The organism is Bradyrhizobium sp. HKCCYLRH1034, assembly GCF_051168375.1.
Taxonomy (GTDB): Bacteria; Pseudomonadota; Alphaproteobacteria; order Rhizobiales; family Xanthobacteraceae; genus Bradyrhizobium.
Genome location: NZ_JBNPUW010000014.1, coordinates 35,722 through 58,869, shown reverse-complemented (window position 1 = coordinate 58,869; position 23,148 = coordinate 35,722). Strand labels below are relative to the sequence as shown.

The following is a 23,148-nucleotide window of genomic DNA, read 5'->3' as shown; positions in this document are numbered from 1 at the left end:
GGTCGCTCGCGATCGCTCCGGAATGACAGGGAATGAAACATGCTCTTCTCCGCCGACCACGACGAACCGCGCCGCATCCTGCAGAAGTTCATCGCCGCCGAGATCAATCCTCACGTCGACGAATGGGAGGAAGCCGGCATCTTCCCCGCGCATGAGCTGTTCAAGAAGCTCGGTGACCTCGGCTTTCTCGGCCTCAACAAGCCGGTCGAGTTCGGCGGCCAGGGGCTGGACTATTCCTACGCGCTGATGATGGCGGAAGAGCTCGGCGCCATCAATTGCGGCGCGATCCCGATGGCGATCGGCGTGCAGACCGACATGGCGACGCCGGCGCTGGCGCGGTTCGGCTCCGACGAGGTGCGCAAGGAGTTCCTGGCGCCCGCGATCTCAGGCGACTACGTCGCCTGCATCGGCGTCTCCGAGCCCGGCGCGGGCTCCGATGTCGCCTCGATCAAGACCCAGGCCCGCGGCGATGGCGACGACTACGTCATCAATGGCGGCAAGATGTGGATCACCAACGGCACCCAGGCCGATTTCATCTGCCTGCTCGCCAACACCAGCGACGGATCTGTCCATCGCAACAAGTCGCTGATCTGCGTGCCGATGAAGAGCAAGGGCGTGCAGGTCGCGCGCAAGCTCGACAAGATGGGCATGCGCTCGTCGGATACCGCGCAGATCTTCTTCGACAACGTCCGGGTGCCCAAGCGCAACCGCATCGGCGAGGAGGGGCAGGGTTTTACTTATCAGATGATGCAGTTCCAGGAGGAGCGACTGTGGGCGGGCGCCGCCTGCCTGAAGGCGCATGAGTCCATCATCAACGCGACCATCGAGTACACGCGCAACCGCAAGGCCTTCGGTCGCTCGATCCTCGACAACCAGGTCGTCCATTTCAAGCTCGCGGAAATGCAGACCGAGGTCGAGCTGCTGCGCGCGCTGACCTACCAGGCCGCGGAGGCGCTGATCGCCGGCGAGGACGTGACGCGGCTCGCGACCATGGTGAAGCTCAAGACCGGCCGGCTCGGCCGCGAGCTCACCGACGCCTGCCTGCAATATTGGGGCGGCATGGGCTTCATGAACGAGACCCCGGTCAGTCGCGCCTATCGCGATTCGCGCCTGAGCTCGATCGGTGGCGGCGCCGACGAGGTCATGTTGACCATCCTGTGCAAGATGATGGGGACTTTGCCCGGCACCGGCAAAGCCGGGAGCGCCTGATGATCACGCTGTATCATTGCGACGGCGCCCGCTCGTTTCGCCCGTTGTGGATGCTGGAAGAACTTCGACTTAACTACGAGTTGAAGATGCTGCCGTTCCCGCCGCGGGTGCTGGCGAAGGAGTATCTGGCGATCAATCCGCTCGGCACGATCCCGTTCATGATCGACGGCGAGACGAAGATGACGGAGTCCTCGGGCATCTGCCATTATCTCGGCATCAAGCACGGCCCGACGCTGCTGATGGTCGGGCCTGAGGAAAAGGACTACGGCGCGTTCCTGAACTGGATGTATTTCTCCGACGCCACGCTGACGTTCCCGCAGACGCTGGTATTGCGATACACTCAGCTCGAGCCGGAGGAGCGTCGCTCGCCGCAGGTCGCCACGGATTATGCCAAGTGGTTCCTGGGACGGCTGCGCGCCGTGGAGGCAGCGACCGCGAATGCCGAGTTCTTGTGCGGGGGTCGTTTCACCGCGGCCGACATCGTGATCGGCTATGCATTGCGTCTCGCAGACACGCTTGGGCTCGCCAAGGATTTTGGGCCGAATGTGGCTGCCTATTGGGTGCGATTGCAGCAGCGCGAGGGCTATCAGCGGGCACGCGCCGCCGAGCAGCGTGCGGGCGTGGAGCAGGGCATCGAGCCGCGGGTAAGGCCGTAGCTTTGGGCACGTCATTCCGGGGCGATGCTCACGCGCGCCTCGGAATGACGATCATCTCGGATCGGTGAGTTAACCGCGACAAAAATCGGCAATCGTCGCCGATGACAGGGGCGCGAATTGCGCTATGGTTCTTCTCCAAAGAAGCGGCCGACAGAGCCGCGCCTCAGGAGGAAGACCATGGATGTGACCCGCCGGGACTCCGGCCATCTCATGCTGATCACGCCCGAGCGCGTCTTCTACGCCGGGCTGCTCGGCCGTCCGCGCCAGCGCTGCTCGGGCGCGTGCCATATCTACGTCGCGCTCACCGGCAGCCTGCGGCTGATTCCCGATGGCGGCGAGGAGCGTTGCGGCGAGCTGCTGGTCGTGCCGCCCAACAGGCCGCACACGATCGAGAGTGATTATCGGACCGTCATCGTCGTAACGATCGAGCCGGAGAGCGTGCCGATCGGCACCTTGGATCGCTTCGCGAGCAAGGTCACCCGCGAGGCGGAGGCCTATGCCGGCCGCATCCGCGCCGCCTATGAGGAGCTGGTGCAGCGGCCGCTGAGCGGCGACGTCACCAGCGCCGTGTTCGACCGGCTGTGCTTCGGCGAGGTGCTGCCGCAGCGGACGCTCGATCCCCGCGTGGTCAAGGCGATCGGCCTGATCAGCCGCTTCTCCGGCGAGCCGGCCACGGCCGAGAGCTGCGCCGCCGCCGTCGGGCTCTCGACGTCGCGCTTCCTGCATCTGTTCAAGGAGGAGACCGACATCTCCTTCCGCTCGTTCCGCGCCTGGAAGCGCGCGCGGCATCTGCTCAACTACGCCAACCAGGACCTCAACCTGGCGCATCTCGCGCAGGACATCGGTTATCCGGATTCCACGCATTTCAGCCACTCGATCCGCCGCTTCTACGGGCTGAAGCCGCGCGCGATCTTCTCCGGCTCGCGCGATCTCGCGATCTACCGCGCCGGCGAGGTCGCCTTGACCTGACCTTTCCTGGCTGCGTGCCGCGCGAGCGCGGCGCGCAGCGGAAACTTCGACAGTTCGAGCAGGATCAGCGTGGTCAGCGCGGCTGTCGCGGTCAGGGCGAGATCGTCGGCGTGCAGCGGTCCGAACCGGAACAGCGCCGCGGCGGCGGGCAGCGTCAGGCTGGTCGCGAGCACGGCGACGACGAAGCCGATCACCAGCAGCAGCATGCGGTTCGGCCGCAGCAGCGCCTCGCGCAGCGAGCTCGAGAACGAGCGGTTGACGAAGATCAGGCTGACGATCACCGACACCAGGGTGAAGAACACCAGCGCGCGGAGCTCGTCGTCCGGCATGCCGTTGCGGTGTGCCAGCAGCAGGACGCCGCCCGTGGTGAGCATCGCCAGGATGCCCTGCAGCGCCCCCCACAGCACCAGCGGCCGCGGCAGCAATGGCTCCTGCGGATCGCGCGGCGGCCGCCGCATGATGTCGCTTTCCTCGGTCTCGGCCTCGAACACCAGCGAACAGACGGGATCGATGATCATTTCGAGAAAGGCGATGTGCACGGGTCCGAGCAGCAGCGGCAGGCCCGTGACGAGCGGCAGCAGCGCCAGCCCGGCGATCGGAAAGTGCACGGCGAGGATGAAGCTCATCGCCTTGCGCAGATTGTCGTAGATGCGCCGGCCGAGCCGGATCGCCTTGACGATCGAGCCGAAATCATCGTCGAGCAGCACGATCGCCGAGGCCTCGCGCGCGACGTCGGTGCCGCGGCCGCCCATCGCGATGCCGATATGCGCGGCCTTGAGCGACGGCGCATCATTGACGCCGTCGCCGGTCATCGCGACGATCTCGCCACAGGCCTTGAGCGCGGTGACGATGCGCAGCTTCTGCTCCGGCATGATGCGCGCGAACGCCGTCGGCGCGCGCGCCGCAAGCGCCAGGGCGTCGTCGTCGAGATCGGCAAGCTCGGGGCCCGCGATGACGCGCTCGGGATCGATCCCGGCCTGCCGCGCAATGGCGGTGGCCGTCGCGGGATAGTCGCCGGTGATCATGATGACGCGGACGCCGGCGGAGCGGCACTCGGCGACGGCATCCTTCACCTCCGGACGCAGCGGGTCGGCGAAGCCGACGAGACCGCGGAACGAGACCGCGAAGTCCTGCTGTGTGTCGGGGAGCGCCTCGCCGCTCCAGCTCGCCTGGGCGACGCCGAGCACGCGCAGGCCCTCGGCGGCGAGCGTCTCGACGCGCGCCTGCAGCGCCGCCAGCTCGCCGCCATCGACGCCGCAGAGCGATGCGATCGCTTCCGGCGCGCCCTTGGCCGCAGCGACGCCGGCGCCGTCGCGCGACCAGACGTTGGTCATCGCCAGCAGGTCGGGGCGCAGACCGTAGCGCCGCTGCAACGTGGCGCCCGCGGTGGTGTCGGCGCCGAGCGCGTGCAGCGCCTGCTCCATCGGATCATGCGACTGCGGGTCGCAGGCGAGCACGGCGGTGGCGACGAGATCGCGGAAGGGCGGTGTGATGGCGTCCGGCGTCGCCGTCGCAGGCTGCAGCGCGCCGCCGTCCGGCAGCACCAGCCGGGCCACCATCATGCGGTTCTGCGTCAGCGTGCCGGTCTTGTCGGTGCACAGCACGGTGGCGGCGCCGAGCGATTCGATCGCCGAAGCGCGCCGCGTCAGCACCCGCGCCTGCGAGATGCGCCAGGCGCCCATCGCCAGAAACACCGTCAGCACCACCGGGAATTCCTCCGGGAGCATCGACATGCCCAGCGCGATGCCGGCGAGGACTCCCTCCAGCCAGCCGCCGCGGTACACCGCATAGAGCACGACCGTGACCGCAACCACGATGGCGCCGGCGATCGCGAACGCCAGCACCAGGCGCCGGGTCTGCTGCCGCAACCGCGGCGTCTCGGTCTCCAGGGCGGTCACCGACTGGCCGATCCTGCCGATCGCCGTGTGCGGCCCGGTCGCCATCACCTCGGCAATGCCGCCGCCGCGCACCACCAGGCTGCCGGAGAACACGAAGGGCTGGTCGTCGCCGCCGGCCACGGTTGCCGCGTCCATCGCTTCGCCGGCGGCCGGCCGCTTGCGCACCGGCACGGATTCGCCTGTCAGCAACGATTCATCTGTCAGCAGATCGTCGCATTGCCGCAGCACCGCATCGGCTGCGACGCGATCACCTTCCGCCAGCACGATGAGATCGCCGCGCACCACCTCGCGGCCGGCGATGCGGATGCGCTCGCCGTCGCGGATCACCAGGGCGCGCGGGCTTGACAGGTCGCGCAGCGATTCCAGCACGCGCTCGGTCCGCGCCTCCTGCACGATGGTGATGAAGACGGAGGCCGAGGCGAACACGCCGAGCAGCATCGCTTCCGCCGCGTCGCCCAGCGCGAGATAGATGCCGGCGCCGCCCAGCAGCAGGAGAAGCATCGGTTCCTTCAGCACGTCGGCGACGAGGCGCAGGATCGAGCGCGAGCCCGGTTGCGGCAGCTCGTTGAAGCCTTCCGTCCGCAGCCGGCGCGCTGCCTCCGCCGCGCTCAAGCCATTGGGAAACATCGGCGCAGGTTGTGGGTCGATCGACATTGCACGCCCGTGAGGAGAAGCAGGAACCGCTTAGCGCCGTTTCCGGCCGCGGACTTGATGCAAAGCAATATCCGTTTGCGCCGCATGTCACCAGCGAGTCAACGCAAGCAGATCCCGGCGTGCGGCCGTCATATACGGACCCTGTCAGCACAGCGCCGCCTGCGCGCAGCCCATCGAACGAGTGCCATGAGCGACAAAGCCGTCATCACCTGCGCGCTGAACGGCGTGCTCACCGATCCCAGGCAGCACCATGTGCCGGTCACGCCCGAGGAGATGGCGCGCGAGGCGCGGCGCGCCTATGACGCGGGTGCTGCGATCATGCACATCCATCTGCGCCAGCAGGCGCCGGGCAAGGGGCATCTGCCGTCCTGGGACGTCGACGTCTCCCGCGAGATCCAGCAGGCGATCCGGGAGGCCTGTCCCGGCGTGATCATCAATCACACCTCGGGCGTGTCCGGACCGAACTATCAAGGCGCGCTCGACTGCATCCGGCAGACCCGGCCGGAGATTGCGGCCTGCAATGCCGGCTCGCTGAACTATCTGAAGGTCAAGGCCGACAACAATTGGGCCTGGCCGCCGATGATGTTCGACAACTCGGTCGAGAAGATCCAGGACTATCTCGCCGCGATGAAGGACGCGCACACGATCCCGGAATTCGAATGCTTCGATGTCGGCATCGTCCGCTGCGTCGGCATGTATCGCCAAGCCGGCATGTATGACGGCCCGCTCGAATACAACTTCGTGATGGGCGTCGCCTCCGGCATGCCGGCCGATCCCGAGCTGCTGCCGATCCTGCTCAAGCTGAAGCTGCCGGAAGCGCACTGGCAAGTCACGGCAATTGGCCGGGCGGAGATCTGGCCGCTGCACCAGCGCTGCGCCGAGCTCGGCGGCCATCTCCGCACCGGGCTGGAGGACACGTTCTATCTCGCCGACGGCACCAAGGTGACCTCGAACGGCCAGCTGATCGAGGCCATCGCGGCGTGCGCGCGGCGCGCCGGCCGCGAGATCGCAAGCCCGGCCGAGGCGCGGCAGATGTTCGGCACGGTGAACTGACGCAGGCAGACGCCGTCATTGCGAGCGCAGCGACGCAATCCAGAGTTCTGCATGACGCCCTGGATTGCTTCGTCGCCTTCTGCTCCTCGCAATGACGTGAATGGGGAGGGAACAGACCAATGACCAATCTCGACGCCACCGGCGGCGTGTCCGGTCCCGGCCGCATCGGCCGGGTTGCGATCGGCGACCTCCTGAAGCGCGCGGCGCGCCGCTTTCCCGAGCGGGTGGCGATCACCGATGGCGCCCGTCAGGTGACGTTCACCGAGCTCGAGCGCGATGCCAACCGGTTTGCGAACCATCTCGTCGCCAAGGGGCTGAAGCCGGGCGAGAAGATCTCGACCGTCTGCAACAACTCGATCGAGTTCGTCAAAGCGCTGTTCGGCATCCATCGCGCCGGTCTCGTCTGGGTGCCGATCAACACGATGCTCGGGCCCGCCGACATGGATTACATCCTCGGCCATGCCGAGGTGCGCTTCGCGCTCGTCGATGACAATCTGTTTGCGCAGCCGGAGCGGCGGGCGGCGCTGGAACAGCGCGGTGTCGAGCTGGTCGCCGTCGATCTCACCGGCACGGCGAGGACCGCGGGGCTTGCCAGCTTCACCGACCTCATCCAGGGGCATTCGGACGTCGAGCCCGAGATCGAGATCAACGATCGCGATCTCGCGATGATCATCTACACGTCGGGCACGACGTCGCGGCCGAAGGGCGCGATGCACTGTCACCTCGCCGTGGTGATGGCCGTCATGAGCAACTGCATCGAGATGCAGCTCTCGCGCGACGACGGGATCACCGGGCAGTTCCCGCTGTTCCACTGTGCCGGTCACGTGCTGCTGCTCAGCTATCTCTCGGTCGGCGGCCGCATGGCGCTGATGCGCGGCTTCGACCCGGTCGCCTGCATGGAGGCGATCGTACGCGATCGGCTGACCGTGTTCGTCGGTCTGCCGCTGATGTACCAAGCCATCCTCGATCATCCGCGGCGGAAGGAGTTCGATCTTTCGCATCTGCGCACCTGCCTCTACACCATGGCGCCGATGGGCCGGCCGCTGCTGGAGCGCGCGATCAAGGAGCTGTGTCCGAACTTCGCGCTGACCAGCGGTCAGACCGAGATGTATCCGGCGACGACGATGTCGCGGCCCGAGGTCCAGCTCGACCGCTTCGGCAACTACTGGGGCGAGTCGCTGTTCGTCAACGAGACCGCCATCATGGACGATGCCGGAAATCTGCTGCCGCCCGGCGAGATCGGCGAGCTGGTGCATCGCGGGCCCAACGTGATGTTGGGCTACTACAAGGATCCGAAATCGACCGAGGACGCCCGCAAGTTCGGCTGGCACCACACGGGCGACCTCGCGGTCATCGACAAGGGCGAGGTGCTGTTCCTCGATCGCAAGAAGGACATGATCAAGTCCGGCGGTGAGAACGTCGCCTCGGTCAAGATCGAGGAGACCCTGCTGGCGCATCCGGCGGTGCAGAATGCCGCCGTCGTCGGCCTGCCGCATCCGCAATGGGGCGAGGCCGTCTCGGCCTTCGTCAAGCTCAAGCCGGGCGCGCAGGCCAGCGAGACCGAGCTGCTCGAGCACTGCCGCAAGTCGCTTGGCGGCTTCCAGGTGCCGAAGCTGGTGCGGGTGCTCGAGGAGATGCCGATGACGGCTACCGGCAAGCTGCGCAAGGTCGAGCTGCGCCAGGCCTATGGCGAGCATTTCGCGAAGAGCGCGTGAGCCGTATCAACGACTCCCGCCGTCATTCCGGGATGGCCCGGAGGGCCAGGCCCGGAATCCATAACCACCATCGGGAGTATGGATTCCGGGCTCGCGCTCCGCGCGCCCCGGAATGACGGCCAAAAGAGAGAACCTCGTTCGTGGCAGTGATCGACAACACCATCTCTCCCGCCGGCGCGGCCTTCCAGGCCAACCGTGACGGCATGCTCGACCTGATCGCGCGGATGCGCGATCTCGAGGTGCGCACGCGCAATGCCTCGGCGGCGGCAAAGGAGCGCTTCCATCAGCGCGGCCAGTTGTTGCCGCGCGAGCGCGTCGCCTTGGTGCTCGATCCCGGCGCGCCGTTCCTGGAGCTATCGACGCTTGCCGGCTACATGTTCGATACGCCGGACCCGGCCAAGAGTGTGCCGGGCGGCGGCGTCGTCGCCGGGATCGGCTTCGTGTCCGGCGTGCGCTGCATGGTCTCGGCGAACGACGCCGGCATCGATGCCGGCGCGCTGCAGCCTTACGGCCTCGACAAGACCCTGCGCGTGCAGGAGCTGGCGCTGGAGAACAAGCTGCCGTACGTGCAACTGGTCGAGAGTGCCGGTGCCAACCTGCTGCGCTACCGCGTCGAGGATTTCGTCCGCGGCGGCAACATCTTTCGCAACTTGGCGCGGCTATCGGCGGCGGGCCTTCCGGTCGTCACCGTGACGCATGGTTCGTCGACCGCGGGCGGCGCCTATCAGACCGGATTGTCCGACTACATCGTGATGGTGCGCGGACGCACCCGTGCCTTCCTCGCCGGGCCGCCGCTGTTGAAGGCCGCGACCGGCGAGATCGCCACCGAGGAGGAGCTCGGCGGCGCCGAGATGCACACCTCGATCTCCGGGCTCGGCGACTATCTCGCCGAGGACGATCGCGACGCGCTGCGCATCGCGCGCGAGATCATGGGCAAGCTCAACTGGGACCGGCCATCGCAGGAGTCGTCGCCGGTACGGCCGCCGCGCTACGATCAGGAGGAGCTGCTCGGCATCATGCCGCTCGACCACAAGCGCCCCGTCGACATGCGCCAGGTCATTGCGCGCATCGTCGACGACAGTGACTTCGTCGAGATGGCGCCGAACTACGGGCCTGCGACGGTGTGCGGCCATGCCCGCATCGAGGGCCAGGCGATCGGCATCGTCACCAACAATGGCCCGCTCGATCCGGCGGGCGCCAACAAGGCGACGCACTTCATCCAGGCCTGCTGCCAGACGCGCACACCGATCCTGTATCTCAACAACACCACCGGCTACATGGTCGGCCGCGCCTATGAGGAGGCCGGCATGATCAAACACGGCTCCAAGATGATCCAGGCGGTGACGTCGGCGACCGTGCCGCAGATCACGATCTATTGCGGGGCCTCGTTCGGGGCGGGCAATTACGGCATGTGCGGCCGTGGATTCCACCCGCGCTTCTGCTTCTCCTGGCCCAACGCCAAGACCGCCGTGATGGGTGGTGAGCAGGCGGCGGAGACGATGGCGATCGTGACCGAAGCGGCCGCGGCGCGCCGCGGCAAGCCGGTGGAACGCGAGAAGCTCGACGCCATGAAGGCGCAGATCATCGGCGTGTTCGACAGCCAGATGGACGTGTTTGCGACTTCGGCGCGCGTGCTCGACGACGGCGTGATCGATCCGCGCGACACCCGCGCGGTGCTGTCGGAGGTGCTGGCGATCTGCCGCGAGGCGGAGGCGCGGCAGCCGCAGCGCATGCAGTTCTCGGTGTCCAGGCCATGAGCGGAGAGATGACGGGAATGCAACGCAGGCCGTTCCACAAGGTGCTGATCGCCAACCGCGGCGAGATTGGCTTGCGGATCATGCGCACCGCGCGCCGGCTCGGCTACGGCGTGGTCGCAGTCTATTCCGATGCAGATTTTGAGGCGCCGCATGTCCGGCTCGCCGATCAGGCGGTCCGCATCGGCGCGCCGCCGCCGGCACAGTCCTATCTCAACATCGCAGCGATCATCGCCGCCGCAAAGGCGACGGGCGCGGATGCCGTGCATCCCGGTTATGGCTTCCTCGCCGAGAACGAGGATTTTGCGCAAGCGTGCAAGGAGGCCGGTCTGGTGTTCATCGGGCCATCGCCCGAGGCGATCAAGGCGATGGGCAACAAGGCCGGCGCCAAGGTGATCATGAGTTGCGCCGGTGTGCCCTGCGTACCCGGCTATCAGGGGGAGGACCAGGGCGACGACGCGATGCTGCGCGAGGCGCGCCGCATTGGTTTCCCGGTAATGATCAAGGCCGTCGCCGGTGGCGGCGGCCGCGGCATGCGGCTCGTGACAGACGCCGGCGCGTTCCCCGATTTGCTGCACAGTGCGCGCTCCGAAGCGGCCGCCGCGTTTGGTGACGGCACCGTCATCCTGGAGAAGGCGATCGCCAATCCGCGCCACATCGAGATCCAGGTGTTCGGCGATCGGCACGGCAATGCCATCCATCTCGGCGAGCGCGACTGTTCGGTGCAGCGCCGGCACCAGAAGCTGATCGAGGAGGCGCCGTCGCCCGCGGTCGGACCGGAGCTGCGCGCGCGCATGGGCGCCGTGGCGGTGCAGGCGGTGAAGGCGCTCGGCTATGAGGGCGCGGGCACCCTGGAATTCCTGCTCGACGGCGACGGGCAATTCTACTTCATGGAGATGAACACGCGGTTGCAGGTCGAGCATCCCGTGACAGAGGCACTGACGGGACTCGATCTCGTCGAATGGCAATTGCGCATCGCCGCGGGCGAGCCCCTGCCGTTGCGCCAGGAGCAGATCAGCTTCTCGGGTCACGCGATCGAGGTGCGACTGTGCTCCGAGGATGCGGGGCACGACTTCATGCCGCAGTCCGGGCGGATGACGCTGTGGCAGATGCCCGGGACGATCCGGGTCGAGCATGCGCTGGAGTCCGGCGCGGACATCCCGCCCCATTACGATTCGATGATCGCCAAGCTGATCAGCCATGCTGCGACTCGTGAGGAGGCGCGTGCAAGACTGATCGCCGGATTGGAGCAGGCCATTGCCTTGGGCGTCCCGACCAACCGGGCCTTCCTCATGTCCTGCCTGCGGCATCCGGCCTTCTCCGCGGGCAAGGCGACCACCGCATTCATCGCGGCGCATCGTGACGAGCTGCGCGCGCCGGCGGTCGAAGCGGCAGACCTCGCGCTGGGTGCGTTGCTGCTCTCCGTCAGCCATCCGCTCGCGCATCCCGTCCGCGGCGGCCGCTCGCTCGCGGCAGCCTTCGCGACGCCGCTCCGGTTCGAGATCGCCGGTGAGGTGGCCGAGTGCGAGCTGCTGCGCGAGCGTGACGGAATCTATCGCGTGACGCGTGGCGATGCAGAGCATCGCTTCGAGATCGTGTCGCTCACGGATGATGCGATCCGCGTTCGTCACGCCGAGATCGTCGAGAGCGCGCGCTTCGTCCGCGACAACGATCGGCTGTTCGTCCAGCATCGCGACCAGACGCTGGCGCTGCGCGACGTGACGTTGGCGAGGCCGCAATCCTCAGCCGCTGGCGGCGGTGATGGCAGGGTTCGCGCGGCGTTGAATGGTCGTGTGGTCGCGGTGCTGGTGAAGCCGGGCGACAGCGTGGCCGTGGGACAGCCGGTGGTGACGCTCGAGGCGATGAAGATGGAGCACGTCCACACCGCCGGCATCGCCGGAACGGTGACCGCGATCGAGGTCGCCGAGGGCGACCAGGTGACGACGGGGCGGATCGTGGCGGAGATCGCGGCCTGACCGTCGGCAGGTGGGCGTGAGTTGCCTGCGTGCGTCCTTTCACGGCGCGACGTCGACGTGGAAACAGACGGTCGGAAGACGGAGACCGCCATAAGCGATTGCGCAGGCAGTTGCGGGGAGAGGTCGGCTTGTCTCGAAGATGCAACCGCTGCAGCCACGTCACGCGGAAGCTCGTCTCCCGCTGCAACAGACTTCACTGATGCAATTGCCGCTTCAGTGCAGCTACCAGCCGCGACGTCTGGAACGGCTTCGACAGCAGCGGTGCCGTGGCGAATTCTTCCGGGCATTGATCGACGGAATAGCCGGTGACTGCGACGAAGGGCACGCCGGCCGCGACCAAAGCGCGCGCGATCGGCGCCGATGTTTCCTGCCCGAGATTGACGTCGAGCACGGCGAGATCGCAGTGATTCCGCTCCAGCAGATGGAGGGCTTTGTGCACGGTCGCCGCCACGCCGACGACCGTGAATCCGGCGGCTTCGAGCTCGACCGCGAGGTCGAAGCCGATCATGGGATCGTCCTCGACGATCAGGAGATGAGTCTTCTCACTGTCGCGCATGATGACGGTCGCGGCAGAGGCGTTGCAGGGGGCACCTCAGGTGCCAGCGTAGTCCGGTCGGCAGGAACTCGACCTCGACCGTTCCATCCAGGCCGGCGCGTACCAGATCGGAAATCACCCGGCTGCCGAAGCCGGTGTGCTCCGGCGGCGCGACCTCAGGTCCGCCGCTTTCGACCCAGGTCATGTCGAAGCTGTCGTCGATGCGCGTCCAGCGGACCGCGATCCGTCCCTCGTCGTTCGACAGTGCACCATATTTGGCGGCGTTGGTGGCGAGCTCGTGGACTGCCATGCCGATCGACTGCGCGGCCTCCGGCGTCAGCTCGATCGGCGGCCCGTCGATCGCGATGCGGTCGCCGATCAAGTCGCTGAACGCCCCGAGCTGCGAGCGGACCAAGCCGCCGAGTGGAATGAAACGCCAATCGTTCTGGATCAGGAGATCCTGATTGCTCGCGATCGCCTGCAGGCGCTCCAGAAAGCGGTTGAGGTCGAGCTGGCGGCCGTGACGGGTCATCTGCCGGGCGATCGCCTGCACCAGCGACAGCAGGTTCTTGCTGCGGTGGTTCACCTCGGCCAGCAAGGTGCGCAACTGCTCCCTTGTCTGGCGCTTGTCGGTGATGTCACGCACGATCTTGGAGGCGCCGATGATGCGGCCGCTGGAGTCCCGGACCGGCGATACCGTCACCGACACGTCGATGAGCGCCCCATCCTTACGCAGGCGGATGGTCTCGAAATTGTCGATGATCGCGCCGGATAGGACGGTGGCGAGGATCCGGTCCTCCTCGGCCTGGCGCTCCTGCGGGATGATCGTGCGGATCGAGCGGTTGATCATCTCGCCTTCCGAGAAGCCGAAGATGCGTTCGGCGCTCTTGTTCCAGCTGGTGATCGTGCCGTCCAGCGTCTTGCTGACGACGCCGTCCGAGGACGAGGCGACGATGGCCGCGAGCATCGCCGCCGCACGCTCGGTCTTCTTCGACAGCGTGACATCGCGGATGACTTTGGAGATGCCGACAATCACGCCGGTGCTGCTGCGGATCGGCGAAAACGTGATGGAGACCTCGATCGGGCGTCCCTGCTTGGTCAGCCGGACGGTCTCGAAGCTCTCGATCGCTTCGCCCGCGTTGACCCTGGCGCGCAAGGCGCTCGCTTCTTCCGCCAGCTCGGGGGGGATGATCTCGGAGACGGATCTGCCGATCATTTCAGCCGCGGTGAACCCCAGCATCCGTTCGCTGGCCGCGTTCCAACTGCGGATGACGCCGTCGGCGGTGGTGCCGACAATGGCGTCGGCCGAGGACTCCACGATCGCCGCCAGATAGGCCGTATCGTCGTCGGTTACGCGTGGGGCGGGGGAGGCGCCGGGCATTCCGTGCACGTCGCAGGCTCCTTGCTAACAGGTCGGCAGAGAAGACGCCGTGCACCGGATTACCAACTTGTTTGTGTACAAATGCAAGGGCTATCTCGATCGCTGCTTGTTGTTGGTTTTTCCGGCAACGAGGACAGGACGATTTGCCGTCAGCAGACCCCCTTGGGGCCGTGCGACGTGCTCCAGCTCACGACGGCGAACACGGAGAACGCAGGCATGGGCGTTTTGTTCCAGGAGATCCTGCTAAATTGCCGCCGAACGTTCGGCGCCAGGGGTCCGCTTGCATCCGGACGCCGCCGACCGGGGGGGCGGCTCAACCCATTGGCGAATGTCGCATCAACTACTTCCTCAGGCTGAGGATGTAGCCTGCCAGGTCGGCCGCATCATTCGCACTGAGCGGATTGTTGGCCATCGTCGCGTGGGGAAGCAGGAGGAACTTGGCCAGCATCTCCTTCGTCACGTCATCCCTGGCCGCGATGGCGACGAACGGCCGGGCGCGCCGGAACTTGGTCGGCTCTGTGGCCACGGCGTGGCAGGCGGCGCACCAGCGCTCGGCGAGCTGGCGGCCGTGATCGAGATCCTCGGCGGCCGCCGGGGCGGACAACAGGACCAGCAGCAGCAGCGATGGTACGGAGGCACGTCGCACGCCCGGCTCTCCTCACAGCGGCTGGTCGTCGTCGGTCGACGGCTGGTCCTGCAGCGAGACGATGTCACCGCCGCCGAACTCGTCCTCTGGCGGCGGATAGACCCACATGTGGTCGCGCACGTTCCTGACGCCCTGGACGCTCTTGGCCGCCACGATCGCCGTGGCCCGCTCCTTCTCGTTGCGCACCGCGCCCGTGAGATGCGCGATGCCGTTGCGGACGACGACGTTGAAGCGGCAATGCTTGCAGGCGGCCTGGTCGAGTGAATCGAGGATGGCGTTGCGGATCCCGTCATCGTCAGGGGTGGGGCCTGGAACGGCAGTGGCGAGGTCGGCCACGGTTTGCAGGAAATCCGTATGGGTCACCACGCCGGCCAGCCGGTCGCCACTCATCACAGGGAGACGCTTGATGTTGCGCTTCTCCATGATCTCGGCGATCTCCGCCAGGCTGGCATCGACGCTGACCGTGACCGGAGGCTGGCTCATGATGTCGCCAACCGTACGGCCGTGGGAATGGACGAAGTCGGCGCCGATGCGGCCGCGGCCGACCAGGAGGTCGAGCCAGCGGCCTTGCCTGCGTTCGGTGCCGAGCTCGGCGCGGCGCAGGAAATCACCGTCCGTGACCATGCCGACGAGCGTGCCGGACGCGTCGACCACAGGCAGCCCGCCGATGTGGTTGCGCAGCATGATCCGCGCTGCCTCGGCCACCGGGGTTCCGGGCGTCACCGCGATCACGGATCTGGTCATGATTTGATGAGCGCGCATGTCGTCGTCTCGTGCTGCGATCGCAATTGACGGAGAATAGCTGCGCGGCACCGCGCGCGCTTGACCAGGATCAATCCGAGGTCGTGCCGCCCTACACGATCCTTGACGTCTTGTTGCCCCAATAGCGGTCGCGCAGCAGGCGCTTGTAGAGCTTGCCGGTCGGCAGCCGCGGCAGCTCCTTCTCGAAATCGATCGAGCGCGGCACCTTCTGCCGCGACAGCGACTGCCGGCAGAACGCGATCAGCTCCTCTTCCAGCTCGGGCCCAGGCATGATGCCCGACATCGGCTGGACCACCGCCTTCACCTCCTCGCCGAGATCGGGGTTGGGCACGCCGAATACGGCGGCATCGGCGACCTTCGGATGCGTGATCAGCAGGTTCTCGCATTCCTGCGGATAGATGTTCACGCCGCCGGAGATGATCATGAAGGTGGCGCGGTCGGTGAGATAGAGATAGCCGTCGGCATCGACATAGCCGACGTCGCCCACGGTGCTCATGCTGCCGTCGGCCGAACGGGCCTCCCTGGTGCGCTCGGGGTCGTTGAAGTACTCGAACGGCGATCCCGTCTTGAACCACACCGTGCCGGCCGTTCCTGTCGGGCACGGCTGCATGGTCTCATCGAGAATGTGCAGGTCGCCGAACAGCACCTTGCCGACGGTGCCGCGATGCGCGAGCCATTCCGCGCTGTCGCAGGCGGTGAAGCCGAGGCCTTCGGTGGCGCCGTAATATTCGTGGATGATCGGCCCCCACCATCTGATCATGTCCTCCTTGACCTGTGCCGGGCAGGGCGCGGCGGCATGGATCGCGACCTCGAGCGAGGAGAGATCGTAGCGCGTGCGGATCTCTTCCGGCAGTTTCAACATGCGCGAGAACATCGTCGGCACCAATTGCGTATGCGTGATGCCCCATTGCTCGACCAGTTGCAGGTAGCGCTCGGGGTCGAACGTCTCCATGATGATGGCGGTGCCGCCGACGCGGATGGTGAGGTTGACCGCGGCCTGCGGCGCGGAGTGATAGAGCGGCGCCGGCGACAGGTAGATCATGCCTTCGCGGTAGCGCCACAGTCTTTCCAGGAAGTCGAAGATCGGAAGCTGCTGAACCGGCGGCTGCTCGGGCAGCGGCCGCAGGATGCCCTTCGGCCGGCCCGTGGTGCCGGAGGAGTACAGCATCGCGGTGCCGACGCATTCGTCGGCGATCGGCGTCGCCGGCAGGCCGGCCGTGGCCTCGGCGAGGCCGACGATCCGCTCGCTCTCGCCAAGTTCGTCCCGTCGGCCATCGGCGACGATGCAGAGCTCGATGTCGGGCGCCTCCTTCAGCGCCTCGCGCGCGACGTCGAGCTTGGCGAGGGAGGTGATCAGAAGCCGCGACCGGCTGTTATTGAGGATGTAGGCCAGCTCGCCGGGCGTGAGGTAGGAGTTCACGCAGGTGAAATACAGCCCGGAGCGCTCGCCGGCGCCGCACGCCTCCAGATAGCGGCTGTTGTTCTCCATGAAGATCGAATAGTGGTCGAGCCGCTTCAGGCCGCGTTGGCGGAACAGATGCGCCAGCCGGTTGCTGCGCGCTTCCAACTCGCGATAGGTCACCGCCTCGCCGGTCGAGGCCATGATGAAGGCAGGCTGCAATGGGCGCAGCCGGGCGTGCTTGCCGGTGTACATGTGTCCTCCTGCCGATGCGCGCAGCTCGCCGCGGCGCGGCGCGCAGGCGGGAGGAAGGCGCCTGCCGCGGCACCTCGGCATGGCGACGCGATGCAGACGGTGCTGCCTCACGCGTCCAGGCGGTTTCCTTCCCTGCGCACCATCCCGGCGGGACGGCTCGTTGTTTGGACGCGAATGTAGCGGAGGAGCCTGCGTCTCTCAACATGGCTGTCAGCCGATTGGCTGAGGCGGGAAGGGATGGGCGTGGCCGGGGTTCTGGCATAACATGAGCGCGCATTCCAACGAATGACATCTCAAGACCAAGAAATGCGGGGAGAGACCATATGAAATCGGGTTTGCTGGCTTTTGCGGCCGTCGGTGCGCTGCTGGCGGCGGCGCCGGCGTCGGCGCAGGTCAAGATCGGCATCCTCAATGACCAGTCCGGCGTCTATGCCGACTACGGGGGCAAATATTCCGTCGAAGCGGCCAAGATGGCGATCGAGGATTTCGGCGGCGAGGTGCTGGGGCAGAAGGTCGAGCTGGTCACCGCCGACCATCAGAACAAGCCCGATCTCGCCTCGTCGATCGCGCGGCGCTGGTACGACACCGAGGGTGTCGACATGATCACCGAGCTGACGACCTCCTCGGTCGCGCTGGCGATCCAGGATCTGTCGAAGGAGAAGAAGAAGATCGACATCGTCGTCGGTGCCGCGACCTCGCGCATATCGGGCGATGCCTGCACGCCCTACGGCTTCCACTGGGCCTATGACACCCGCGCGCTCGCGGTCGGCACCGGCGGCGCGCTGGTCGAATCCGGCGGCGATACCTGGTTCTTCATGACCGCCGACTACGCCTTCGGCTATGCGCTGGAGAAGGACACCAGCGACATCGTGACGTCGAAGGGCGGCAAGGTGCTGGGCTCGGTGCGCATCCCGCTCAACTCGTCGGACTTCTCCTCCTTCCTGCTGCAGGCGCAGAGCTCGAAGGCCAAGATCATCGGGCTTGCCAATGCCGGCCTCGACACCACCAACTCGATCAAGCAGGCGGCCGAGTTCGGCATCGTCAAGGGCGGGCAGAAGCTCGCCGGCCTGCTGATGACCCTGTCCGAGGTGCATGGTCTCGGGCTGGAGGCGGCGCAGGGCCTGATCCTCACCGAAGGCTTCTACTGGGATCGCGACGACAAGTCCCGCGCCTTCAGCGAGCGCTTCATGAAGCGCACCGGCCGGATGCCGAGCATGATCCACGCCGGCACCTATTCCGCGACATTGTCCTATCTGAAGGCGGTGAAGGCCGCCGGAACCAAGGACTCCGACGCGGTGGCGGCCAAGCTGAAGGAGCTGCCGGTCGACGACGCCTTCGCGCAGGGCAAGGTGCTCGCCAACGGTCGCATGGTCCACGACATGTACCTGTTCGAGGTCAAAAAGCCGTCGGAATCGAAGAAGCCGTGGGACTACTACAAGCAGCTCGCCACGGTGCCCGGCGACAAGGCGTTCTTCACCGCCAAGGAGAGCGGCTGTCCGCTGACGAAGTGATCGTCACACCATCGCCGCCGTCGCGGCGAAAGCCGGGGCGACGGCGATGGGTGCAGCAATCAGCCGTGCAGCATCCGCCACAGGATGGCGATCAGCGCGCCGGCGAGGAGTACGGATGCGGCGAGCGCCTGCACGCCGAAACCGGGGCCGCGCTTCTCCGCGGCCTTCGCATAGGACACCATGTACATCGCGCGACCCGCGATCCAGACGAGGCCGATCAGGGCCGCGATCGGGTCGCTGATATAGATCGCGAACAGCCACAGCGCCGGCAGGAAGATCGGCATCCATTCAAGCGTGTTCACTTGCACGCGATAGGTGCGCTCGAAATCGAGATTGCCGGTGACGGCCGGCGCCTTGACGCCGAACCTGGCGCGCGCTTGCGCGACGCGGACCCCCATGTAGAAATACAGCATGAGCGCGAGCACGGTGACGAGTGCGGTGAAGTGATACATGCGCGGTTCCCCCCTGATGACGGCTTTTCAATATCCCGTCAGCTCGAGATAGCCCACCCCGGTGTGGCTGCCCTTGAAGCTGATCGGTCCCTCCCAATAGGGCACGCGGGTGCCCATCCAGGCCTTGGAGTTGAGCGGCGCGGTATCGATGGCGATGCCGAGCGCTGATATCTCGACGCGCCAGCCGACCGGCAGCCTGCGCTCACCGATCGCAACGATATCCTTTGGCGTCATCACGATGCCCCCGGGGCCGAGCGCGCGCGAGACGCCGTCGGCCGTGATCCAGGTGCCGGACGTGTAGTCGCCATTGCCCTGCCGCATCCGGTACAGCATCAGCTTCTCGCCGCCGGAGAAATGCAGCGCGAACCAGTCCCAGCCGCTCTGGTCGGCGGCCAGCGGCTGGCTGCTCCATTCGCGGTCGAGCCAGGCCACGCCTGTCACCTCGACCGGCGTGTCGTCGAAATTGATCTGGCCGCGGGCGCGGTAGAACGGCTGGCTGTAATAGTAAGACGCCTGGCCGCGCTCGGATTTGCGGCTGTAGCCGCCGATGCCCTGCAGCACCACCGGACGGTCGGCCTCCAGATGCAGCGCGTAGGAGAAGTCCGGCCCGGCGGCGGTCATGTCGAGCGGCGCCAGCGATCGATCGTCGGTCGCGGCGGTGCCGCGCAGCTGCCAGTCATCGATCCAGGCCTGGAACGGCTTGGCCTCGACGCCGGCCTGGCCGACGCCGGCGCGCGCGAATTTCTCGGCGGAGCGATGGCTGTCCGCGCGCGTCACCGCGGCATGCGCCATCCAGAGCTGCTGATTGTCGAACCCCTCGGCTTGCGGTCCGGGCCGCGCCGCCGAGCGGAACAGGGTCCATTGCAGGCCATAGGCCTTGCCGCTGCTATCGCTGAGGTTTGCGGTGACGTACCACCACTCGATGCGGAAATCGTCGTGCGGCCCGTGATCCGCAGGGAAGCCGAACGCTCGTCCGGGCGTCACCGGTGCAAAGCCGTCGGCGCTGTCGCTCAGGCCCGCAAAGCCCTGTGCATGTGCGAGGCGCGGCAGTGCCAGCAGGCCGAGCCCGCCGATCAGGCCGCGCCGCGTGATCGTCGTTCTAGCGCTCAATGGTGAAGGTCCTGACCAGATCGGCCGGCTGCATCCGGGCCAGCCGCAGCACCGGCAGCAACGAGGCGATCACCGCCGCGACCAGCGTGACGACCAGCAGCCGGATGAGCTGCAGCGGGAACACGTCGAACGGCAGCCGCCAGCCGAACGCTTTGACATTGACGATCGCGATCAGGCACCACGCCACGACGAGCCCGAGCGGCAGCGCGAGCAGCGCGGTCAGGCCGGCGAGCGACAGCGTCTTCAACAGCTCGACTTCGGCGAGCCGCCGCCGCGTCAGCCCGATGGCCCATAAGGGTGCGAGCTGCGGCAGCCGCGAGTTCGCCAAGGTCAGCAGGCTGGTCAGCAGCGCCATCGCGGCGACGCCGAGCGTGAAGGTGTTGAGCGCGCCGGTGACCGCGAAAGTGCGGTTGAAGATCTGCTTCGACTCCTGCTTCACGGTGGCCTGGTCGATGACGTTGCGGCCGTCCAGGCCGAATTTGTCGGTCAGCGCGCTGATCAGTCCCGGCACGTCGGCCGGCGCTGCGCGCACGGCCATGCGCGTGATGGGCGTCGCCGGGAAGCGGCGCGTCAGCGCGGCGACGTTGACCGTGACCTGGCCCTTGGGATTGCCGTAGTCGGCATAGATCCCGGCGATCGTGACGCGCCAGTCGCCGCCGGATGCGGGGAGGTCGATGCTGTCACCGACAGACAGATGGAGCCGGCGCGCCAACTGCTCGCTGACGAAGCCGGCGTCGCCGCGCACCAGCTGCTTCCAGGCGCTGTCGCCGGCCTGCAGCAGCGGCCAATGGTCGCGATAGGTGTCGTGATCGGGCAGGCCGAGAATGTCGATCGGCGCGCCCGCCAACTGCGTTGCGGCGCGTCCGCCCGGCAGCACGGCCTGGACATCGGGCCGCGCGCGCAGCCAGGTCTGGATGTCGCGCGCCTGCGCTTCATCCGCGGCGCTGATGTAGACGTCGGCGGCGAGCCGGCCATCGAGCCAGACCAGGAAGGTGCGGCTGAAGGTCTCGACCATCGTGGCGACGCCGACATTGACGGCGAGCGCCAGCAGCAGGGCCATCAGCGCCAGCGACAGGCCCGAGATCTGCTGGCGGCTGTCGGCCCAGAACCATTGCGCCAGCGCCGCGCGCGCGCCGCGCTCGCCGAGCCGCAGCACCAGCTCCAGGATCGCGGGCAGCAGCAGCGCCGCGCCGAGCATCATCGCCGCGAGCACGCCGAAGCCAGCCAGCAGCGACTGCCCGAGCCACAGCAGCAGGCCGGCGGCGACGAAGAAGGCGAGCGCGACCGCGCTCTGCAAGCGCAGCCAGCGCCGCTGCGCCTCCTGCCACGCATAGGGCTGCGCGGTGGAGAGGATCGGCAGCCGCATCGATTTGATCAGGCTGGTCGTCGCGGCTGCGAGCGCGCCGGCGATGCTGATGACGAGGCCCGCAAACCACCATTCCGGCTGCAGGCTGAGCTCGCCCGGCACCTGCGCGCCATACAGCCCGCGCAGCGATACCGCCACGTTCGGCAGCAGCGCGGCGGCGATGACGTAGCCGCACACCAGCCCGAAGAGCCCTGCCACCAAGGCAAAGGCGATGAGCTCGCCGATCAGCACGCCGTTGAGCTGGCGCGCCGACACGCCGCAGGCGCGCAAGGTGCGCAGCACCGGCAGGCGCTGCTCGAAGGCGAGGCCGATGGCGGAATTGACGATGAACAGGCCGACGACGAAGGACAGCAGGCCGAAGGCGGTGAGGTTGAGGTGGAAGCTGTCGGTCAGTCGCTCCAGGTCGGTCTCGGCCTCCGGCTGCACGAGCTGTAGCCGGCCGCCCGCGAACGACTGCAACGGCGGTCGTTGGACCGACGACTTGCCGACCAGCAGCCGCGAAATCTGGCCGGGCCTGTCGAGCAGCCGCTGTGCGTCGCTGATATCGACCACGAGCACGCCGGGCGCGAGCTGCTGCTGCGCCATCAAGGGTGGCAGCAGGGCGTCGTTGCTGAGCCGCGGCGCCGTGCCGTCTTTCAGTCCGAGATCGGCCAGCGTCTCCGGCGAGATCAGCGTGCGATGTGGCGGTGTGAGAAAGGCCTCGAGCTCGCTGCGCCCGACCATCGGCGCATTGCCGACCTCCCGGGGGATGCTGAACGGCTCGATGCCGAGCAGCCGCACCGAATGGCCGTCGATCTGCACGCGGCCCTCGAGCACCGGCGACACCGGCCAGCCGGCGCGGCGCAATTCCGCGAACACGCTCTGCGGCAGCATCTTGCCGTCGGTCGCGACCAGCATCGGCGTGCGCGCGCCGCCGAAGATCGCCGCGGCGCGATCATAGGAGCTGCGCGCCTGCTGGTTCAGCGCCTGCACGCCGCTCCACAGCGCGGTCGCCGAGATCAGCCCGATCAGCAAGGTCGCGAGCTGCATCGGATGCCGGCGCCAGTGGCTGAGCAGCACGGCGAGAATCCACAGCGCGCGCCTCATGCGATGCGCCCACCATGCAGGTGGACGCGGCGGTCGAGCATCGCCGCGAGCCGCGCGCTGTGCGTCACCATCAGGAAGCCGCAGCCGGTGCGCGCGACGAGGTCGCGCGTCAGCGCCATCACCTCGTCGGCGGTGTCCTCGTCGAGATTGCCGGTCGGTTCGTCCGCGAGCAGCAGGGCCGGCTTGACCGCCAGCGCGCGGCCGATCGCGACGCGCTGCTGCTGTCCGCCCGACAGTTGCTCCGGATAGCGCTTGAGCAGCGACTTCAGCCCGAGCCGCTCGACGAGCTCGGTGTGCCACGCCGGATCATGCCGACCGGCCAGCCGCGCCTGGAAACTGAGATTGTCCTGAACCGACAGGCTCGGCACCAGATTGAACTGCTGGAACACGAGGCCGAGCCGCTCGCGCCGGACCGCCGCGCGTGCCGAATCGTCGAGCGCCCCGACCGAAACGCCGTCGAGCAGGATGTCGCCGCTGTCGGCGGCATCGAGCCCGGCGATGAGATGCAGCAGCGTGCTCTTGCCGGAGCCGGATTCACCGGTCAGCGCGACGCGCTCGCCGGAGGAGACGTCGAGGTCGACGCCACGCAGGACGTGGATCGGCTCGCCGCCGGATCGATAGGACTTGGTGAGATGACGGACGCTGAGCACGAGCATGATCGGGGTTGTTGCGTCACAACATAACAAGGGCCAACGCGAACATCACGCGCTCGTTCTTCGTGACGCCCCCGATGTGATGCCGGCCGCGCGCAATCAGGTTGC

18 protein-coding genes are annotated in these 23,148 nt (G+C 67.2%); 8 read left to right on the top strand and 10 right to left on the bottom strand.

The features are described 5' to 3' along the window. The first annotated feature begins 39 nt into the window (after positions 1 to 39). The 3 genes from ACQR0W_RS27345 (at position 40) to ACQR0W_RS27335 (ending at position 2,834) form a co-directional block, all read left to right on the top strand. Positions 40 to 1,209 (top strand): acyl-CoA dehydrogenase family protein, encoded by a 1,170-nt coding sequence (locus ACQR0W_RS27345; protein WP_316171973.1) that lies wholly within the window; start codon positions 40 to 42, stop codon positions 1,207 to 1,209. Next, positions 1,209 to 1,865, top strand: a complete 657-nt coding sequence (locus ACQR0W_RS27340) for a glutathione S-transferase family protein (protein WP_316171974.1) — start codon at positions 1,209 to 1,211, stop codon at positions 1,863 to 1,865. Before ACQR0W_RS27345 ends, ACQR0W_RS27340 begins: the two co-directional genes overlap by 1 nt. 177 nt (positions 1,866 to 2,042) lie before the next feature. Continuing rightward, positions 2,043 to 2,834, top strand: coding sequence for a helix-turn-helix domain-containing protein (locus ACQR0W_RS27335; RefSeq protein ID WP_316171975.1), 792 nt, complete (start codon positions 2,043 to 2,045; stop codon positions 2,832 to 2,834). On the opposite strand, the gene ACQR0W_RS27330 is transcribed toward ACQR0W_RS27335, so the two are convergent. After that, the gene (locus tag ACQR0W_RS27330) at positions 2,804 to 5,386 is read right to left on the bottom strand and encodes a cation-translocating P-type ATPase (protein WP_316171976.1); all 2,583 of its coding nucleotides are present in this window, start codon (positions 5,384 to 5,386) and stop codon (positions 2,804 to 2,806) included. The two genes, ACQR0W_RS27335 and ACQR0W_RS27330, sit on opposite strands and share 31 nt — an antisense overlap. Positions 5,387 to 5,572: 186 nt before the next feature. Between ACQR0W_RS27330 and ACQR0W_RS27325 the strand changes: the two genes are divergently transcribed. The 4 genes from ACQR0W_RS27325 (at position 5,573) to ACQR0W_RS27310 (ending at position 11,884) form a co-directional block, all read left to right on the top strand. Continuing rightward, positions 5,573 to 6,439, top strand: coding sequence for a 3-keto-5-aminohexanoate cleavage protein (locus ACQR0W_RS27325; RefSeq protein WP_315767746.1), 867 nt, complete (start codon positions 5,573 to 5,575; stop codon positions 6,437 to 6,439). 119 nt (positions 6,440 to 6,558) lie between these two features. Beyond that, complete coding sequence (locus ACQR0W_RS27320) at positions 6,559 to 8,154, top strand: AMP-binding protein (RefSeq protein ID WP_315827919.1); 1,596 nt, start codon at positions 6,559 to 6,561, stop codon at positions 8,152 to 8,154. Positions 8,155 to 8,294: 140 nt separating this feature from the next. Next, positions 8,295 to 9,911, top strand: coding sequence for an acyl-CoA carboxylase subunit beta (locus ACQR0W_RS27315; RefSeq protein ID WP_316186388.1), 1,617 nt, complete (start codon positions 8,295 to 8,297; stop codon positions 9,909 to 9,911). Between the two features lie 17 nt (positions 9,912 to 9,928). Continuing rightward, on the top strand, positions 9,929 to 11,884 hold the full coding sequence (locus ACQR0W_RS27310; RefSeq protein ID WP_434840870.1) for an acetyl/propionyl/methylcrotonyl-CoA carboxylase subunit alpha: 1,956 nt from the start codon (positions 9,929 to 9,931) through the stop codon (positions 11,882 to 11,884). Positions 11,885 to 12,077: 193 nt separating this feature from the next. Here ACQR0W_RS27310 and ACQR0W_RS27305 read toward each other — a convergent pair whose 3' ends face one another. The 5 genes from ACQR0W_RS27305 to ACQR0W_RS27285 all read right to left on the bottom strand — a co-directional run bounded on the left by ACQR0W_RS27305 (position 12,078) and on the right by ACQR0W_RS27285 (position 16,862). After that, positions 12,078 to 12,440 carry a response regulator gene (locus tag ACQR0W_RS27305; protein WP_315717065.1) on the bottom strand — a complete coding sequence of 121 codons (363 nt, stop codon included), beginning with the start codon at positions 12,438 to 12,440 and terminating at the stop codon, positions 12,078 to 12,080. Continuing rightward, positions 12,427 to 13,809 (bottom strand): sensor histidine kinase, encoded by a 1,383-nt coding sequence (locus ACQR0W_RS27300; RefSeq protein WP_316165647.1) that lies wholly within the window; start codon positions 13,807 to 13,809, stop codon positions 12,427 to 12,429. Before ACQR0W_RS27300 ends, ACQR0W_RS27305 begins: the two co-directional genes overlap by 14 nt. 331 nt (positions 13,810 to 14,140) lie before the next feature. After that, complete coding sequence (locus ACQR0W_RS27295) at positions 14,141 to 14,446, bottom strand: c-type cytochrome (protein ID WP_315717067.1); 306 nt, start codon at positions 14,444 to 14,446, stop codon at positions 14,141 to 14,143. A 12-nt stretch (positions 14,447 to 14,458) separates the two neighbouring features. Next, positions 14,459 to 15,208 (bottom strand): CBS domain-containing protein, encoded by a 750-nt coding sequence (locus tag ACQR0W_RS27290; RefSeq protein ID WP_316171997.1) that lies wholly within the window; start codon positions 15,206 to 15,208, stop codon positions 14,459 to 14,461. A gap of 91 nt (positions 15,209 to 15,299) precedes the next feature. Then, positions 15,300 to 16,862, bottom strand: a complete 1,563-nt coding sequence (locus ACQR0W_RS27285; RefSeq protein ID WP_316186387.1) for an AMP-binding protein — start codon at positions 16,860 to 16,862, stop codon at positions 15,300 to 15,302. 323 nt (positions 16,863 to 17,185) lie between these two features. Here ACQR0W_RS27285 and ACQR0W_RS27280 point away from each other — a divergent pair, with 323 nt between their 5' ends. Continuing rightward, entirely contained in the window at positions 17,186 to 18,373 is a 1,188-nt protein-coding gene (locus tag ACQR0W_RS27280) for an ABC transporter substrate-binding protein (protein WP_315717071.1), read from the top strand. Between the two features lie 59 nt (positions 18,374 to 18,432). Here the strand turns inward: ACQR0W_RS27280 and ACQR0W_RS27275 are convergent, their stop codons facing one another. The 4 genes from ACQR0W_RS27275 to ACQR0W_RS27260 are packed head-to-tail and all read right to left on the bottom strand — an operon-like array spanning position 18,433 to position 23,043. Further along, positions 18,433 to 18,825, bottom strand: coding sequence for an MAPEG family protein (locus tag ACQR0W_RS27275; protein ID WP_315827924.1), 393 nt, complete (start codon positions 18,823 to 18,825; stop codon positions 18,433 to 18,435). A gap of 27 nt (positions 18,826 to 18,852) precedes the next feature. Beyond that, positions 18,853 to 19,935 (bottom strand): lipocalin-like domain-containing protein, encoded by a 1,083-nt coding sequence (locus ACQR0W_RS27270; RefSeq protein ID WP_316186386.1) that lies wholly within the window; start codon positions 19,933 to 19,935, stop codon positions 18,853 to 18,855. Further along, a complete protein-coding gene (locus ACQR0W_RS27265) occupies positions 19,925 to 22,387 on the bottom strand; it encodes an ABC transporter permease (protein WP_316186385.1) in 2,463 nt (820 codons plus the stop codon). The genes ACQR0W_RS27270 and ACQR0W_RS27265 overlap by 11 nt, the downstream gene beginning before the upstream one ends. After that, entirely contained in the window at positions 22,384 to 23,043 is a 660-nt protein-coding gene (locus tag ACQR0W_RS27260; protein WP_316171982.1) for an ABC transporter ATP-binding protein, read from the bottom strand. Before ACQR0W_RS27260 ends, ACQR0W_RS27265 begins: the two co-directional genes overlap by 4 nt. Positions 23,044 to 23,148 lie beyond the last annotated feature (105 nt).

What these genes read in the sequence shown, in the direction of transcription:
- ACQR0W_RS27345 (WP_316171973.1), top strand. Translation starts at nt 40, where the DNA reads ATGCTCTTCTCCGCCGACCACGACGAACCGCGCCGCATCCTGCAGAAG.
- ACQR0W_RS27340 (WP_316171974.1), top strand. Translation starts at nt 1,209, where the DNA reads ATGATCACGCTGTATCATTGCGACGGCGCCCGCTCGTTTCGCCCGTTG.
- ACQR0W_RS27335 (WP_316171975.1), top strand. Translation starts at nt 2,043, where the DNA reads ATGGATGTGACCCGCCGGGACTCCGGCCATCTCATGCTGATCACGCCC.
- ACQR0W_RS27330 (WP_316171976.1), bottom strand. Translation starts at nt 5,386, where the DNA reads ATGTCGATCGACCCACAACCTGCGCCGATGTTTCCCAATGGCTTGAGC.
- ACQR0W_RS27325 (WP_315767746.1), top strand. Translation starts at nt 5,573, where the DNA reads ATGAGCGACAAAGCCGTCATCACCTGCGCGCTGAACGGCGTGCTCACC.
- ACQR0W_RS27320 (WP_315827919.1), top strand. Translation starts at nt 6,559, where the DNA reads ATGACCAATCTCGACGCCACCGGCGGCGTGTCCGGTCCCGGCCGCATC.
- ACQR0W_RS27310 (WP_434840870.1), top strand. Translation starts at nt 9,929, where the DNA reads ATGCAACGCAGGCCGTTCCACAAGGTGCTGATCGCCAACCGCGGCGAG.
- ACQR0W_RS27305 (WP_315717065.1), bottom strand. Translation starts at nt 12,440, where the DNA reads ATGCGCGACAGTGAGAAGACTCATCTCCTGATCGTCGAGGACGATCCC.
- ACQR0W_RS27290 (WP_316171997.1), bottom strand. Translation starts at nt 15,208, where the DNA reads ATGCGCGCTCATCAAATCATGACCAGATCCGTGATCGCGGTGACGCCC.
- ACQR0W_RS27285 (WP_316186387.1), bottom strand. Translation starts at nt 16,862, where the DNA reads ATGTACACCGGCAAGCACGCCCGGCTGCGCCCATTGCAGCCTGCCTTC.
- ACQR0W_RS27280 (WP_315717071.1), top strand. Translation starts at nt 17,186, where the DNA reads ATGAAATCGGGTTTGCTGGCTTTTGCGGCCGTCGGTGCGCTGCTGGCG.
- ACQR0W_RS27275 (WP_315827924.1), bottom strand. Translation starts at nt 18,825, where the DNA reads ATGTATCACTTCACCGCACTCGTCACCGTGCTCGCGCTCATGCTGTAT.
- ACQR0W_RS27265 (WP_316186385.1), bottom strand. Translation starts at nt 22,387, where the DNA reads ATGAGGCGCGCGCTGTGGATTCTCGCCGTGCTGCTCAGCCACTGGCGC.
- ACQR0W_RS27260 (WP_316171982.1), bottom strand. Translation starts at nt 23,043, where the DNA reads ATGCTCGTGCTCAGCGTCCGTCATCTCACCAAGTCCTATCGATCCGGC.